This window comes from Plantibacter sp. Mn2098 (genome assembly GCF_049319745.1).
Lineage (GTDB): Bacteria > Actinomycetota > Actinomycetes > Actinomycetales > Microbacteriaceae > Plantibacter.
The window spans coordinates 47,678-62,923 of record NZ_JBMOUH010000004.1; the positions used below are offsets into that span (position 1 = coordinate 47,678).

Genomic DNA, 15,246 nt, shown 5'->3' on the forward strand with positions numbered 1-15,246 from the left:
AACGCTGGCCGTTGATCCCGTCGGTCGCCTCCACTTCCGACGGTCCCAACGGCCAGCGCGCTTGGGGCCGGTATTCCCGGCTGGTCTAGGTCACTCCTTCGCGACCACCGCGTCCAGTGACTCGGTCTCGACCTCGTCGGCGTATCCGCCGTCGCGATCAGCCTTGGCCTGCGCCTTCGCGGCGCGCTTGGCGGCGCGACGCTCACGGCTGCGCTCGAACAGCGTGTAGAGGACTGGCACGAGGATGAGGGTGAGGAGGGTGGACGACACGAGTCCGCCGATGACCACGATCGCGAGCGACTGCGAGATGAACAGGCCTCCACCTGTGAGGCCGAGTGACATCGGCACGAGGGCGAAGATCGTCGCGCACGCCGTCATGATGATCGGGCGCAGTCGCAGCCGGGACCCGTGCACCACCGCGTCGTGGAGGCTGTCGCCTCTGGCGCGGTAGGAGTTGACGAGGTCGATGAGCACGATCGCGTTGGTCACCACGATGCCGATGAGCATCAGCAGGCCGATCATCGCGGGGATGCCGAGCGGCGTGCCCGTGATGAGGAGCGCTGCGATGGCGCCGGTCGCCGCGAACGGCACCGAGACGAGCAGGATGAGCGGCTGCAGCAGGCTGCGGAACGTCGCGACCATCACGATGTACACCAGGGCGATCGCGATGAGCATGGCGAGGCCGAGCTGCGCGAACGACTCCTCCTGATCCTGCGAGACGCCACCGATCTGTGCGCTCACGCCGGTCGGGAGGTCGACCTTGTCGAGGCCGTTGCGGACCGCGAGGGTCACGGCGCTGAGGTCGTCGCCCTGCGGTGTGCCAGAGACGGTGACCGTGCGGACGCCGTCGACGCGGGTGATGGCTGCCGGCGCCTGCACTTCGGCGACCTTCGCGACGTCCTGCACGCGGATGGGCGCTGCAGTCACGTTGGCGAGGTTCTTCTGCGCCTCGGTGAACTTATCGGCCTCGGTCTGCTGTGCGGCCGCATCGGCCTTCGCCTGGTCCATGGCCTTGAGCTGCTCGTCGGCGCCGGTGACGGAACCCTTGAGCTGACCGATCGCATCGGTCAGGCCTGCGATCTGGGCTGCGCGCTCTTCATAGGCGCGCTGCAGCGCCAGCTCTTCCGGCGTGGTCGGCACGACCGGCGGGATCTGGATGGGCGCGTTGGTGAGGGCGTCGAGCGATGCCTGCAACTGCACGAGCTGATCGCGGGCGGTGGCACGCGCATCGCGGATCTGCCCCTCCTGCTTGCGGGCGTCGGCGTTCGCCTTGTCCTTGGCGCGGTCGGTCGCCGCCTCCTGGTCGGCGGTCAGCTGGTCTGCGGCCGCCTTCTGGGCTGCTGCCTGCTGGAGCGGGCTCACCGGGAGCGGCAGGCCGGCGAGGTCGGCCGGCTTCGTGCCGGCCCGCTGCGATCGGACGATGATGTCCCGCGTCGATCCTTCGAGCACGATGGATCCGACCTGGGTGCCGCGGAGCGCGTCCGAGATGGCCGAGCCGATCTGCGCCTGCGTGAAGCCGTACCTGGCCGCTGCGCCGCGGTCGACGTCCACCTTGAGGACGGCCTGTTCTTCTCCGAGGTCGCTCGTGACGTCGGTGACGCCATCGACGCCCTGCAGCATCTTCTGGATGTCTGCTGCACCGGCGGCGATCGCCTTGTCGTCTTCGCCCTGCACTTCGATGGCCACGCCACCGCCGCCGACGCCGCCTGCGTCGACGCTGCCGACGGTCACGGTGCCGACGTCCTTGCGCGGCTTGAGCGCTTTCTTGATCGACGTCGTGACGCCGGCCTTCGAGCTGTCGGCGCCGACGGTGACGGTGATCGATGCGGTGTTGCTCTTGTCGCCGCCGACGGTGGTCAGGTAGTTGCTGACGCCGGCGGTCTTCGCGAGGACGGTTTCGATCTCCGCTGCTGCTGCGCTCGTGACGTCGAGGCTCGTGCCGACGGGCAGCTCCTGCGAGATCTGGATGCTCTTGTCGCCGCCGACGTCACCGAGGTAGTCCATCTTGAGGAACCCGGTGGACACGATCGTGCCGACGAAGATGAGGCCCGCGACGAGGAGCGTCACGACGGGTCGCTTGAGCGAGGCGAGCAGGACCGGCAGGTAGCCGCGCTGCAGCTTGGAGTAGGCCTCCGAGCGGTCGGGGTCCTCCTCGGAGACGGCTGCACGGGTGGGCTCGGCGGGCACAGTCGACTCGGTCGCCTCGTCGAGCGCGAGCTCGGGTGCAGCGGCGGGTGCGGCGACCGGCTGCTTCCCGCGGAACCAGTATGCGAGCACGGGGACGATGGTGAGCGAGACGACGAGCGATGCGAGGAGCGCGATCGAGACCGTCACCGCGAACGGGCGGAACAGTTCCCCGACGGTGCCGCCGACGAACGCGACGGGCAGGAACACGGCGACCGTGGTGATGGTCGACGCGGTGACGGCGCCGGCCACCTCCTTGACCGCGTCAACGATCGACGCGGGGGTCATCGCGACGCCCGTATGCCGTCGTTTGATGTTCTCGATGACGACGATCGAGTCGTCGACGACGCGACCGACGGCGACGGTGAGTGCCGCGAGCGTGAAGATGTTGAGCGAGTAGTCGCCGATCCACAGCCCGATGAGCGCGATGAGCAGCGACAGCGGGATGGACACGGCCGTGATGATCGTGGCCCGCAGCGACAGCAGGAACACGAGGATCACGATGATCGCGAAGAGGAGGCCGAGGCCGCCCTCGACGGAGAGGTCGTGGATGGACTGCTCAACCATGGGGGACTGGTCGAACACGGTCGTGAACGTCGCGCCTGAGCCGAGTTCCTTCTCGAGGCCCGGGATGGCGTCATGCACGGCGTGGGCGACGCGGACCGCGTTGGCGTCCGGGTTCTTGAGGATGGAGATGCTGAGCGACGGCAGGCCGCCTGCACGCGCGATCGACGTCTGCGCGGCCGGAACCACCTCGACGTCCGCGACGTCGGACAGGAGGAACGGGCCGTCCTGGTTCTGGATGGGCAGCGACTTGATGCTGTCGATCGTGTCGAGCGGGTTGCCGACCTCGATCGCCAGGGACTTGCCGCCGTCGACGCTCGTACCGGCAGCCATCACAACGCCGCTGGCCTTGAGGGATCCGCTGACCTCCTCAGCCGTGGTCTTCTTCGCGGTGAGGTCGGCCGGGCGCATCGTGATGACGAGCTGGGATTCGTTCTGCCCGCTGAGCGTCACCTGGCGCACACCATCGATGCCGCGGAGGGCGGGGAGCACGGTGGTCTCGACCCGCTTGGCGAACTCCGAAGCGTCACCCTTCGCGGCGATCGCGAGCAGAAGCACGGGGAAGTCGTCCGTGTTGCCGGCGTAGACGTCGCTCGACGACTCGGCCGGCAGGGCGCCCTTGAGTCCGGCGACCGCGCCGCGCAGGTCGGAGACGATCTTCTCGGAGTCTTGACCGAAGTCCCAGCTGACCTGGAGGTTCGCAGCGCCGTTGACCGAGGTCGACGTCACCTTGGTAACGCCCTTGACGCTCTTGACGGCCTGCTCGATGGGCTTCGTCAACTCACGTTCGACCGATGCGGGCGATGCGCCGGGATAGACGGCCGCGACGACCGCGCCCGGCTGCTGCACCGACGGCAGGAGCTCCTGCTTGAGGGAGCCGACGGCGAAGAGGCCGAAGATCAGGATGGCCACTGTGACCAGCCCAACGATCATCCGATTGGCAAGGCTCAGCCTGGTGAGGAATGACATACGGGTTGCGCGCCTCTCGTGGTGCGAAGTATTGGGGACGAGCGGCGTCCCGAATTCAACGCTAGGCACCCGTTCCGGCGCGCACATCAGCAGGGCTGCTGATCCTCGATCGAATCGTCATCCTCATATTGGACGAGACGGTGTAGCACCCTGGTACTACATGGCCGGCGACGGGCTCAGTGGCGCGTCTCCGCCGACCGAGCGCATTCGATGCACAGTTCCGCGTCAGGACGGGCCTGCAGGCGTGCCGACGCGATGCGGCCGCCGCATCGTGCGCAGACGCCGTAGACGCCGGCGTCGACACGCTTCAAGGCACGGTCGATGGCGGTGATCCGGTCGGCGGCTTCGCGTTCGAGTCCGGACAGCCGCGACCATTCGGTCGACATCGTCGGGCCTTCTGGATCGTGTTCGTCGTCGGAGACGCCGTCGCCCCGACTGGCGCGCACCTCGGTGAGGGAGAGCTCGAACTGGCCGATCTGCGCCGTGAGCTGCTCGCGTTCGTTTCGCAACTGCGTCTGGAATCGCGCGAGTGCGGCATCCGTCATCATCGAACCGGCCATGCCCCATCGTACGACCAGGTTCGGCAGGCGTACCCTTGATGTCGGATCCGGCGCGCAGCGTGTCGTCGGATGTTCGCGAAGCACGGCGGAGAGGAATGGCGCACGACATGGACATCACCTCGATCGACCTGCCCGGTCTCCGACGCGAAGCCAGACTCGAACTCGACACCGTCATCGAGCATCGTGCGCGCGACGGCGAAGACCCGTGGGACTTCCTGCCTGACCTGCCCTCCGTGGATGAAATCGTTGTCGCCACGCTGCGCGACGATGCCCTGCACGGCCGTGGTCTCGCGGCGCAGCACGCCCTGGCGAGGCTCGCAGGCCGTTCCTCCCTCGACGATGCCGCCGAGCACCGCCAGAACGCGGATGCGCTCGAGTACGAGGTGCTGCGGGAGATCGCACTGCACCACCCGCAGCTGACGAGGGCCGTGTGGTCGATGTCCGGTGTGGTCGCCCCGGCGGAGGAGCAGCCGGAGTCGTAACCGGAACGGGACCGTCTGGTCGGCGAGATCCCAGGCTCCGAGCGGGCAGCGCCGTAGAATCGTCTTCCATACGGGCGCGCCTCCGACGGCGCTCACTCGTCCTTTTTCTTATGACACGACGACGCGCAGCGATCCTGAGCGCCCTCCTTGCGACGGCGCTCGGTTTCGCGTCCCCCGCAGCGGCGTTCGCGTCCACGCCCATCGTGCCGCTCACGGCCGCCGGCGGCGCACGTCCGGCGGCGCTCACGGCCGCGGATCCGACACCTGCGGCCGACGGCACCGTGTCCATCACGCTCTCCCCGTCGAATGGCGGATTCGTCGACCCGGCGGTTCCGACCGCCATCGACCTGACGATCGTGAACGGGACCGACGACGATGTCGCCGGCGGCGTCGTCACACTCGCCGTGTCCGGTGGGGTGCTGCCCTCGGCCAAGGCGCTCACCGACTGGTTGCATCCGGATGCCGCGTCGCTCGCGCAGATCCCGGTGGGCGCCGCCGCCGTCCGCAACGTCGACATCCCTCCGCTCGTCGCCGGCCAGCGCTACATCGCGAGCGGCATCGACCTCTCGACCGTCGATCTCGGCCTCGATGCGGCGGATCCGGCGGGCGCGTACGGACTCGCCGCAACATTCATCGCCGCAGGAGTGACCTCCGGGGGCCGCAGCGCGGTGACGTGGGGGACACAGGGGCAACCGGCCACCACGAACCTCGCCGTCGTCGCTCCGCTCACGGTTCCCCTGAGCTACGGCGGACTCCTCGATGAGAAAGAGCTCACGGATCTCACCGCCGAGAACGGTGCGCTGACCACCCAGCTGAACGCCCTCGTCGGCGAACCGATCGCCATCGGCGTCGATCCGCGCATCATCGCGTCGATCAAGGCGCTCGGCACGCGCGCCCCGGAGAGCGCCGTCACCTGGCTGCAGCGCCTGTCGACGGTCTCGAACGAGACGTTCGCCCTCCAGTACGGCGATGCGCAGCCCTCCGTGCAGTCGCAGGCCGGCCTCGCGACGCTCCTGAAGCCGACGTCGTTCGCGTTCGCGTTGAACCCGGCCGACTTCCCCGAGAAGCCGACCACCCCGACGGAGACCCCGACGCCGAGCGAGTCGCCGACCACACCGCCGGGGGAGCCGTCGTCGCAATCGCTGCCGTCGACGTCCGCCGCCCAGAACACGTTGCCGACGAGCACGGCGCCTGCGACGGGAACCGCGTCGGAGGATGAAGCAGCATCCACGACCGAGCCGACGCCAACGCCGACTCCGACCCCGACCGGACCACCCGGGCCGGCTGTTCCGACGCTCGACGAGCTCCTCTCCTGGGCGTACACGATCCCCGGCATCGTCTGGTCGGGAGGCGTGACGACGCAATCGGACCTCGCTGTGTATGCGGCGTCGGGCGGCTCAGAGACGATCATTGATTCCTCGAACGTCCAGGACACCGGGTCGACGCCATCGGCATCCGCGACCGTCGGATCCTCGAAGGTCCTGCTCGCAGACAGCGGACTCGCGGGCGACCTGGCGGCCGCAGCAGGCGCAGCCACGACCGCGGACCTCAACGGAGCCCTCGCCGAGCTGAACGCCCGCGTCGCATCGATCGGTACGGAGGGCATCACAGGTCGCACCGTGCTCGCCGTCCTGCCGCGCGGTGTCGATGGTCCACTGCCGCACCTGGCGGACACCGTCAACGCACTGCGGACGCTTCCCGCGGTGATCCCGGAGCGGTTGTCCTCCGTCATCGCCGAACCGGCAGCGGCGGTCGCGCTCACGGGGCAGACGGGTTCTGCGGATCGTGCGCGGGACACCGAGAACCTCCTCGACGACGAGGCCCGCATCGGCACGTTCTCGACGGTGCTCGAACAGCCGGAGCTCCTCACGGGGGAGGAGCGCACCACCCTGCTCTCCACCCTGGCGGCCGGCTGGCTGACCGATGAGGCCGGCTGGTCGCAGGCGGTCTTCGACCAGCGCAAGCGCACCGTGGCCACGTTGAATGCCGTCCACGTCGCCGACAGCAGTCGCATCAACATGGTCGGCGGTGAGGTGTCGTTGCCGTTCGCGGTGAAGAACGATCTCGCGTATCCGGTCACCGTGGTGATGGAGGCGTCCCCCAGCAACGGACGATTGAGCGTCGCCGGCTCGGTCAAGCAGAACATCGCGGCCAACTCCCGCGCGACCGTCCTGCTCCCCGTCCAGGCGCAGATCGGCAACGGCGATGTCACGCTGCGGCTGCAGCTCTTCAGCCCGACCGGGCAGTCCATCGGCGCGCAGGCGTTCGTTGGTGTGAACGTGCGCGCCGACTGGGAGGGCATCGGAGCCGTGGTCCTCGCGTCGTTCGTCGGGCTGCTCTTCATCGGCGGCATCGTCCGCATGGTCCTCACCCGCCGCGCCCGAGCCCGCCAGCCCGCCCCCGCGCCGGTCCCTGAGCCTGTCGAAGGGCCCGCAGCCCCAGAACCAACCCCCGCGGTCCCTGAGCCTGTCGAAGGGCCCGCAGCCCCCACGGAGTCCAGCCAGGTAGAGTCATCCACCGAACCGAAGGAGACGGATGGCTGACGGCATCGGCAGGGCGAGCGCACTCTTGGCATCGGGGACCCTGGTCTCCAGGATCCTCGGATTCGTCAAGGCGTTCCTCCTCGCCCAGACGATCGGCGTGCTCGTCGTCGGCAACACGTTCTCGATCGCGAATCAGCTTCCGAACAACATCTACGTCATCATCGGCGGTGGTGTCCTGACTGCCGTGCTCGTGCCTCAGATCGTGCGAGCGGGTCTGCATGCCGATGGCGGGAATGCCTACGTCAACAAGCTGTTGACGATCACCATCGTCTTCATCGGCGGATTGACCATCATCGCGACGGCGATCGCGCCGGTGTTCGTGTGGATTTACGCGGCGACGTTGCCGGACGACCAGTTCGCCTTGGCGACCGCGTTCGCGTATTGGTGTCTGCCGCAGATCCTCTTCTATGCGCTGTACACCGTGCTCGGCGAGGTGCTCAACGCACGGAAGATGTTCGGTCCGTTCACCTGGGCGCCTGTCATCAACAACGTCGTATCGATCGCAGGTCTCGCCGCATTCGTGCTGTTGTACGGCTCGGATGCGTCGGGCCACCGCGCGCTGTCCGAGTGGACGCCGGACATGATCGCACTCATCGCCGGTAGTGCAACGCTCGGTGTGGTTCTGCAAGCGGCGGTGCTGTTCCTCTTCTGGCGGCGTGCCGGTCTCAAGTTCCGGTTCGATTTCCAGTGGCGCGGCGTTGGCCTGCGAGCCACCGGCAAGGTCGCGAGCTGGACGTTCGGCATGCTCTTGCTGACGACGTTGGCGGGCATCGTCGAGACGCAGGTCGCAGCTGTCGCGTCCGGTGGTGGAGCTTCGACGGCGATCCTGCAGAACGCATGGCTCATCTTCATGCTGCCGCACTCGATCATCACGGTCTCGATCGCGACCGCCTACTTCACCCGCATGAGCGAGCACGGCCGGGGGCATGACGGGTCTGGGCCGGACGTCACGAGTCTCCGCTCGGACGTCTCCGCCGCAATTCGCACCGTGAGCGTGTTCATCGTCCTCGCGACGGCCGTGTTGATCGTCGTCGCTCAGCCGTTCGCGAGCTTCTTCACGCAGAGCTACAGCACGACGGTCGCGATGGGATGGATCATCGTCGCGTTCGTCGTCGGTTTGGTGCCGTTCTGCATCCTCTTCATCGTGCAGCGCGCCTTCTACGCGCTCAGCGACACCAAGACTCCCTTCTTCTTCACCCTGTTCCAGACGGTGCTGTTCACGGCCATGGCGCTTGTGATCGGATTCACGTTCCCGAAGCCGGTCATCGGTGTGGGAGTCGCGGGAGCCATCTCGATCGCCTGCATCGCCCAGCTTGCTCTCGCTGCTTGGCTGCTGCGTCGTCGGCTCGGCGGCCTGGACCTGCGTCGAATCGTGCCGAGCCTCATCCGTTTCGCGATCGCCGCCGTCCCCGCCGTCCTCGTCGGCTGGTTCGTGCTGGGCTTGCTCGGCGGCACCGAGCAGGGTGGGTTCGGGCTCAGTTCACTCGTCGGCGCCGCCGTCACCATGCTCGTCGTCGGCGCGGTGATGGCCGCCGTGTACATCGCCCTGCTCGCCGCTTTCCGCGCCCCTGAACTGAAGGCGGCGATCGAGCCGATCCGGGCGCGTCTCGGACGCTGACCAACCCACATTCCGGCTCGCTCCGAACACTCTGTACGGCCAGCTGGGAAGCCGCCTGGGTAGCCGCCGTGAGGGCGGAATAGCCTGCAGTTAGGATGTGTTACACCGTCCGAAAGCTTCAGTCGCACAGCCGTGCGGCCGCCGCGCACGAGCCAGTTCAGGCTCGGATGCGGGCTCGGGCTTCACCGAATACCAAGGAGCAGCAGCGTGCGTCAGGTCATCATCATCGGATCAGGACCAGCCGGATACACCGCGGCCATCTACGCGGCACGCGCCGACCTCAAGCCGTTGGTCATCGCATCGTCCGTCGAGGCCGGCGGCGAGCTCATGAACACGACCGAGGTCGAGAACTTCCCGGGCTTCCCCGAGGGCATCCAGGGTCCTGAGCTCATGATGAAGTTCCAGGAGCAGGCGGAGCGGTTCGGCACGGAGGTCGTCTACGACGACGTCACGTCGCTCGAGCTCGGCGGCGACGTCAAGAAGGTCACCCTCGGCAACGGCGACGTCCACGAGGCCCACGCGGTCATCTTCGCGACGGGTTCCGCGTACCGCAAGCTCGGCATCCATGACGAAGAGCGTCTCTCCGGCCACGGCGTCTCCTGGTGCGCGACGTGCGACGGCTTCTTCTTCAAGGACAAGACCATCGCCGTCGTCGGCGGCGGCGACAGCGCCATGGAGGAGGCCACCTTCCTCACGCGTTTCGCGTCGAAGGTGTACGTCATCCACCGCAAGGACACGCTGCGCGCGTCGAAGATCATGCAGGAGCGCGCCTTCTCCAACGAGAAGATCGAGTTCATCTGGAACAGCGAAGTCACGGGCATCACCGGTGACGACGCGGTCGATGGCGTGCAGCTGCGGAACACGGTCGACGGCACGGAATCGCACCTCCCGCTCGGCGGCCTCTTCATCGCGATCGGCAACGACCCCCGCACGCACCTCGTGCACGGTCAGCTGGACCTCGCGCCTGAGGGGACCATCGCGGTCAAGGGCCGCTCGTCCAAGACCAACCTCCCGGGTGTCTTCGCCGCCGGCGATGTCATCGACCCCACCTACCGTCAGGCCATCACGGCTGCCGGCAGCGGGACCGTCGCGGCGCTCGACGCCGAACACTTCCTCGCAGACCTGGAGCAGGCCGCGGGGGAAGCCGGGGCGGCTGACGCCGCCCTCGCCACCACCACCGCTTGACCGACCGCCCTGGCGCATCGACCAGGGCACCACGAAGGAGAAACCCAATGTCAGCAGCTGTCACCGAGGCCACGTTCGACGAACTGGTCCTCAAGAGCGACAAGCCCGTCCTCGTCGACTTCTGGGCTGAATGGTGCGGCCCGTGTCGCGCCGTCGGACCCATCCTCGACAAGATCGGTGAGGAGAACAGCGACAAGATCACCGTTCTCAAGCTGAACGTCGACGAGAACCCGAACCTCGCGATGAAGTACCAGATCACCTCCATCCCCGCGATGAAGGTCTTCCAGGGCGGCGACGTCGTCAAGACCGTCATCGGCGCGAAGCCGAAGCCTGCCCTCGAGGCCGACCTGGCCGCCTACCTGGCGTAGCCGACCTCGAGCGTTTTCGAACCCGTCCGGCTCCTGGAGCCGGGCGGGTTCTCTCGTACCCGCCTCGCCCGCGTCGGTCCCTGAGCTTGTCGAACGGCGTCGGTCCCTGAGCTTGTCGAACGGCGTCGGTCCCTGAGCCTGTCGAAGGGTCCGTCCCCCACGCACCCCAGGTCCAATCCCCCTCTCCTGGACCACCATCACCCGCCTCGCACCAGAACACCCCAGCTTTCGCATTACCATTGAGCAGTCACACAGATCGGATGGAACGTGTCACACCAGGGCATCCCCACGACCAGCGGTAACAGTCTCGACCCGTGGTACGGCCACTATGCCGCCCGCACGGCCGGCCTCGCGGCCAGTGAGGTCCGAGCCCTGTTCGCCGTGGCCAGCCGTCCTGAGGTCGTTTCACTCGCCGGCGGGATGCCGTACGTGTCCGCGCTCCCGCGTGAGCTGGTTCTCGATGCCGCCGATCGTGTCATCCGCGAGCAGGGCCCGACGGCGCTGCAGTACGGCTCCGGTCAGGGCGTTCCCAAACTCCGCGAGCAGATCCTCGACGTCATGGCGCTCGAGGGCATCAAGGGGAGCGCCGGCGATGTCGTGGTCACGACGGGCAGCCAGCATGCGTTGGAGCTCTTCAGCAAACTCTTCCTGGACCCGGGTGACGTCGTCATCTCGGAGGGCCCCAGCTATGTGACTGCCATGGTCATCTTCAACAGCTATCAGGCCGAGGTCGACCACGTCCCCATGGATGAGCACGGTCTCATCCCGGAAGCGCTCCGTGAGCACATCGCGAGCCTCCGCGCTGCGGGCAAGTCGATCAAGTTCCTGTACACGATCCCGTCCTTCCACAACCCGGCCGGTGTCACGCTCAGCTGGGAGCGGCGCCTGGAGATCATCGAGATCTGCCAGCAGAACAACATCCTCGTCCTTGAGGACAACCCGTACGGGTTGCTCTACTTCGACGGCCCGCCGCCTCAGGCCATGCGCTCGGTCGATCAGGACGGTGTTGTGTACCTCGGCACCTTCTCCAAGACGCTCGCCCCTGGTTTCCGGGTTGGGTGGGCACTCGCTCCGCACGCGATCCGTGAGAAGCTCATCCTCGCGAACGAGGCGGCTGTGCTCAGTCCGTCCTCGTTCAGTCAGATGGTGGTCTCGCAGTATCTGGAGCAGGCCGACTGGAAGCAGCAGATCGACACCTTCCGCGGTGTGTACCGCGAACGCAAGGTCGCGATGCTCGAAGCACTGGAGGAGTACCTGCCCTCGTGCTCGTGGACGAACCCCAACGGCGGGTTCTACGTCTGGCTCACCCTGCCGGAGCAGCTCGATTCGAAGGCGATGCTGCCGCGGGCAGTGAAGGAACTCGTCGCCTACACGCCGGGCACGGCGTTCTTCGCCAATGGCGACGGTCGTCGGAACATCCGTCTGTCGTTCTGTTATCCGACCCCTGAGGCGATCAAGCTCGGAATCCGCCGACTCGCGACGGTCGTGAACGGGGAGCTCGATCTCCTCAACACCTTCGCCGGCACGGGCAGCCTCGACATCGTCACGGGCCCAACCAAGTTCAACGCACCGCCACCCAACCTGTCCTGACGAAATTTCGGCAGAGAGAAAAGGCCTGATCATGACCAAGAAGATTCAGCGCAACGTCCTCGTGTTGGCTGGTGGCATCTCACACGAACGTGATGTCTCGCTGCGGTCGGGACGTCGCGTCGCGGAGGAGCTCCAGGCGGCCGGACACCGGATCACCGAACGCGACCCCGACGCGAATCTGCTCGCATCGCTGTCTGAGGGCACCGTCGATGTCGTCTGGCCTGCACTGCACGGCGCCAGCGGGGAAGACGGCGCCCTGCAGGCGCTGCTGCGCACGAAGGGCGTCCGCTACGTCGGGTCCCACTCTGAAGGCGCGAGCCTCGCGTGGACGAAGCCAACGGCCAAGGTGCTCGCCTCTCGTGCCGGCATCGACACACCCGAGTGGATCACGCTGCCGACAGAGACCTTCCGTGAGCTGGGTGCGTCGAGCGTGTTGACGGAGGTGCTGCAGACCATCGGCACGCCCGCGGTCGTCAAGCCGGCTCGTGGGGGATCGGCTCAGGGCGTGACGATCATCTCCGACGCGGCCGAGCTCCCGCGCGCGATGGTCCAGGCGTACACGTACAGCGATGTCGCCTTCATCGAGCGCAAGATCACCGGCACGGAGCTGGCGATCTCGATCATCGACACCGGCGACGGTCCGCGCGCCCTGCCGGCCGTGGAGATCGTTCCGCGTTCAGGTGTGTACAGCTTCGAGGCCCGGTACAACGCGGGGGAGACCACGTTCTACGCTCCGGCCCGGATCAGCACGGAAATCGCGGAGCGCGCGGCTGAGATCGCCATTGAGGTGCACACACTGTTGGGGCTTCGGCACCTGTCGCGCATCGACCTCATCGTCGACGAGGCCGGCAAGCCGTGGTTCCTGGAGGCGAACGTGCTGCCTGGTCTCACGGAGACCTCGCTTGTTCCCCTCGCGATCACGGCCGCAGGCCTGAAGCTGTCCGAGGTGTACAGCGACCTCGTCGAAGCAGCGATAGCCGACGAGTCCTGACGCCGCGCAAGGATGCCCGGTCACTTCGACAAGCTCAGTGACCGGGCATCCTTGCGCCCTTCACCTGAGCCACCCGCGGTCCCTGAGCCCGTCGAAGGGCCCGCATCTCCGCGTCGTGCGCCGCACCGGTCCCTGAGCCCGTCGAAGGGTCCTGACTTCCACGCTGTGAGTCGCGCGGTCCCTGAGCTTGTCGAAGGGCGATGTTTCACGTGAAACACGCCGCCGCGATGCATGTCTCGCTACGACTGACCGAACCCAGGCTCGCCGATCTCAGCCAGAATGCGATTCAAGTCGGCGATGGTCGCGAACTCGACCACGACCTGGCCTTTCGTTGCACCCAACGTGACCTTCACGCGCGTGTTGAGACGATCACCCAGGCGTTCGGCGATCTCATCGAGTGCACCACGACGAGCACCGGCTGAGGGCTTCGCCTTCTTCGGCGGATTGATCTTGCCGGCCGCAGCTTCGGCCGAGCGCACGGAGAGATCCTCGTTGACGATCTTGTCCGCCAGGCGCTGCTGCGACTCGGCGTCGGTGAGGGACAGGATGGCCCGCGCGTGACCTGCACTCAGCACACCGGCGGCCACGCGCTTCTGCACGGGCGCCGGGAGCTTGAGCAGACGGATCGTGTTGCTGATCTGCGGGCGGGACCGTCCGATGCGCGTCGCGAGTTCGTCTTGCGTGATCCCGAAGTCGGCGAGCAACTGCTGGTAGGCGGACGCCTCTTCGAGCGGGTTGAGCTGAGAGCGGTGAAGGTTCTCCAGGAGGGCGTCACGGAGCATCGCTTCGTCAGCGGTGTCCTTGATGATCGCCGGAATGGTTTCGAGACCGACTTCCTTCGATGCACGCAGCCGGCGCTCACCCATGATGAGTTCGTACCGGCCGGGTTCACCAGCGAGGGGACGCACCACGATCGGCTGCAGCACACCCACTTCGCGGATGCTGACGACGAGCTCCGCGAGGTGCTCCTCCACGAAGACAGTTCGCGGCTGGTTGGCGTTCGGAACGATCGAAGCAGGGTCGAGGTGCGCGAGGCGTGCCCCTGGGACGTCGATGAGGTCGGGAGTCGGTTCGGCTTCGACGGTCTTGGTCGCAGCTTCTGCGTCCTTGCGTGCACTCGCCTGGTTGTCCGGGAAGAACACGTCGACGGGGCGGGAGGCCTGGCTGTCCTGGTTGGGGATGAGCGCCCCGATGCCGCGGCCGAGTCCAGTTCGCTTCGTTGCCATCAGTGAGTTGCTCCCTGGTTGTTCGTGTCCGACGAGTCGGACGATGCTGCAGGCTGCCATCGCTTGGCGATTTCAGCGGCCGCTTCGAGATACGAGACGGCACCCAATGAGGTCGGGTCGTAGGTGATGACGCTCTGACCGAAACTCGGCGCTTCGGAGATGCGGACGGCGCGGGGGATGATCGAGTCGAGGACCTGCCCGGTGAAGTGATCGCGGACGTCCTGGGCGACCTGCTGCGCCAGGTTTGTGCGCCCGTCGTACATCGTCAGCAGAATAGTGCTCACGTTGAGGCCCGGGTTGAGGTGGCGCTGGATGAGCTGAATGCTGCTCAGGAGCTGGCTGAGGCCCTCCAGGGCGTAGTATTCGCACTGGATGGGGATCATGACCTCTTTGGCCGCCACGAAGGCGTTGATGGTCAGGAGGCCCAGCGACGGCGGGCAGTCGATGAGGACGTAGTGGAACATCTCGTCCGCGTCGGAGAGGAACTGTTCCAGGGCTGTCCGCAGACGGTGCTCACGGGCGACCTGCGACACCAGCTCGATCTCGGCACCGGCGAGGTGGATGGTCGAAGGCGCGCAGAACAGGGTCGGGAACTCCGGGCTCTGCTGGACGACGTCCGCGAGCGGGAAGTCGTCGATCAGCACGTCGTAGACGCTCGGCACCTCTGCGTGATGCGCGACCCCGAGTGCCGTCGAAGCGTTTCCCTGTGGGTCGAGGTCGATCACCAGGACGCGCGCACCGGACTGCGCCAGTGCGGCACCGATGTTGACGGTCGTCGTCGTCTTTCCGACGCCGCCCTTCTGGTTCGAGACCGTGAAGACACGGGTGCGCTCGGGGAGGGGAAGGGATGTGTGCGCCAGAACCTTTCGCCTCTCAGTCAGATCATGAAGCTCTCGCGCCAGCGGCGTGGACGAGTCGAATCCGCCACCAACTGAATCGCGCGTCAGAGCAGCGGAGTGCGTTGGT

The 15,246-nt window shown here is 66.9% G+C and carries 11 protein-coding genes; 7 read left to right on the forward strand and 4 right to left on the reverse strand.

The features are described from left to right. Positions 1-90: 90 nt before the first annotated feature. Together ACL9RL_RS07585 and ACL9RL_RS07590 are read right to left on the reverse strand one after the other, a co-directional pair. Positions 91-3,717: an efflux RND transporter permease subunit gene (locus tag ACL9RL_RS07585; protein ID WP_422779624.1), complete on the reverse strand. Its 3,627-nt coding sequence runs from the start codon at positions 3,715-3,717 to the stop codon at positions 91-93. Between the two features lie 176 nt (positions 3,718-3,893). Then, on the reverse strand, positions 3,894-4,277 hold the full coding sequence (locus ACL9RL_RS07590) for a TraR/DksA family transcriptional regulator (RefSeq protein WP_422779625.1): 384 nt from the start codon (positions 4,275-4,277) through the stop codon (positions 3,894-3,896). Between the two features lie 107 nt (positions 4,278-4,384). Between ACL9RL_RS07590 and ACL9RL_RS07595 the strand changes: the two genes are divergently transcribed. From ACL9RL_RS07595 to ACL9RL_RS07625, 7 genes are all read left to right on the forward strand, one after another. Then, positions 4,385-4,759 (forward strand): hypothetical protein, encoded by a 375-nt coding sequence (locus tag ACL9RL_RS07595; protein WP_422779626.1) that lies wholly within the window; start codon positions 4,385-4,387, stop codon positions 4,757-4,759. A 110-nt stretch (positions 4,760-4,869) separates the two neighbouring features. Continuing rightward, a complete protein-coding gene (locus ACL9RL_RS07600) occupies positions 4,870-7,302 on the forward strand; it encodes a DUF6049 family protein (RefSeq protein ID WP_422779627.1) in 2,433 nt (810 codons plus the stop codon). Then, the gene (gene murJ / locus ACL9RL_RS07605) at positions 7,295-8,920 is read left to right on the forward strand and encodes a murein biosynthesis integral membrane protein MurJ (protein ID WP_422779628.1); all 1,626 of its coding nucleotides are present in this window, start codon (positions 7,295-7,297) and stop codon (positions 8,918-8,920) included. Before ACL9RL_RS07600 ends, murJ begins: the two co-directional genes overlap by 8 nt. 207 nt (positions 8,921-9,127) lie before the next feature. Next, a complete protein-coding gene (gene trxB, locus ACL9RL_RS07610) occupies positions 9,128-10,105 on the forward strand; it encodes a thioredoxin-disulfide reductase (RefSeq protein WP_422779629.1) in 978 nt (325 codons plus the stop codon). Positions 10,106-10,152: 47 nt separating this feature from the next. Further along, positions 10,153-10,473, forward strand: a complete 321-nt coding sequence (gene trxA / locus ACL9RL_RS07615; protein ID WP_422779630.1) for a thioredoxin — start codon at positions 10,153-10,155, stop codon at positions 10,471-10,473. Positions 10,474-10,740: 267 nt separating this feature from the next. Next, a complete protein-coding gene (locus ACL9RL_RS07620; protein ID WP_422779631.1) occupies positions 10,741-12,063 on the forward strand; it encodes a PLP-dependent aminotransferase family protein in 1,323 nt (440 codons plus the stop codon). A 31-nt stretch (positions 12,064-12,094) separates the two neighbouring features. Beyond that, the gene (locus ACL9RL_RS07625) at positions 12,095-13,054 is read left to right on the forward strand and encodes a D-alanine--D-alanine ligase family protein (protein WP_422779632.1); all 960 of its coding nucleotides are present in this window, start codon (positions 12,095-12,097) and stop codon (positions 13,052-13,054) included. Positions 13,055-13,293: 239 nt separating this feature from the next. Here the strand turns inward: ACL9RL_RS07625 and ACL9RL_RS07630 are convergent, their stop codons facing one another. Both ACL9RL_RS07630 and ACL9RL_RS07635 read right to left on the reverse strand, forming a co-directional pair. Beyond that, positions 13,294-14,280: a ParB/RepB/Spo0J family partition protein gene (locus tag ACL9RL_RS07630; RefSeq protein ID WP_422779633.1), complete on the reverse strand. Its 987-nt coding sequence runs from the start codon at positions 14,278-14,280 to the stop codon at positions 13,294-13,296. After that, complete coding sequence (locus tag ACL9RL_RS07635) at positions 14,280-15,227, reverse strand: ParA family protein (RefSeq protein ID WP_422779847.1); 948 nt, start codon at positions 15,225-15,227, stop codon at positions 14,280-14,282. Before ACL9RL_RS07635 ends, ACL9RL_RS07630 begins: the two co-directional genes overlap by 1 nt. Positions 15,228-15,246 lie beyond the last annotated feature (19 nt).

Coding starts and splice junctions, on each gene's coding strand:
- ACL9RL_RS07595 (WP_422779626.1), top strand. CDS start 4,385: ATGGACATCACCTCGATCGACCTGCCCGGTCTCCGACGCGAAGCCAGA.
- ACL9RL_RS07630 (WP_422779633.1), bottom strand. CDS start 14,280: ATGGCAACGAAGCGAACTGGACTCGGCCGCGGCATCGGGGCGCTCATC.
- ACL9RL_RS07625 (WP_422779632.1), top strand. CDS start 12,095: ATGACCAAGAAGATTCAGCGCAACGTCCTCGTGTTGGCTGGTGGCATC.
- ACL9RL_RS07585 (WP_422779624.1), bottom strand. CDS start 3,717: ATGTCATTCCTCACCAGGCTGAGCCTTGCCAATCGGATGATCGTTGGG.
- ACL9RL_RS07590 (WP_422779625.1), bottom strand. CDS start 4,277: ATGGCCGGTTCGATGATGACGGATGCCGCACTCGCGCGATTCCAGACG.
- ACL9RL_RS07600 (WP_422779627.1), top strand. CDS start 4,870: ATGACACGACGACGCGCAGCGATCCTGAGCGCCCTCCTTGCGACGGCG.
- murJ (WP_422779628.1), top strand. CDS start 7,295: ATGGCTGACGGCATCGGCAGGGCGAGCGCACTCTTGGCATCGGGGACC.
- trxA (WP_422779630.1), top strand. CDS start 10,153: ATGTCAGCAGCTGTCACCGAGGCCACGTTCGACGAACTGGTCCTCAAG.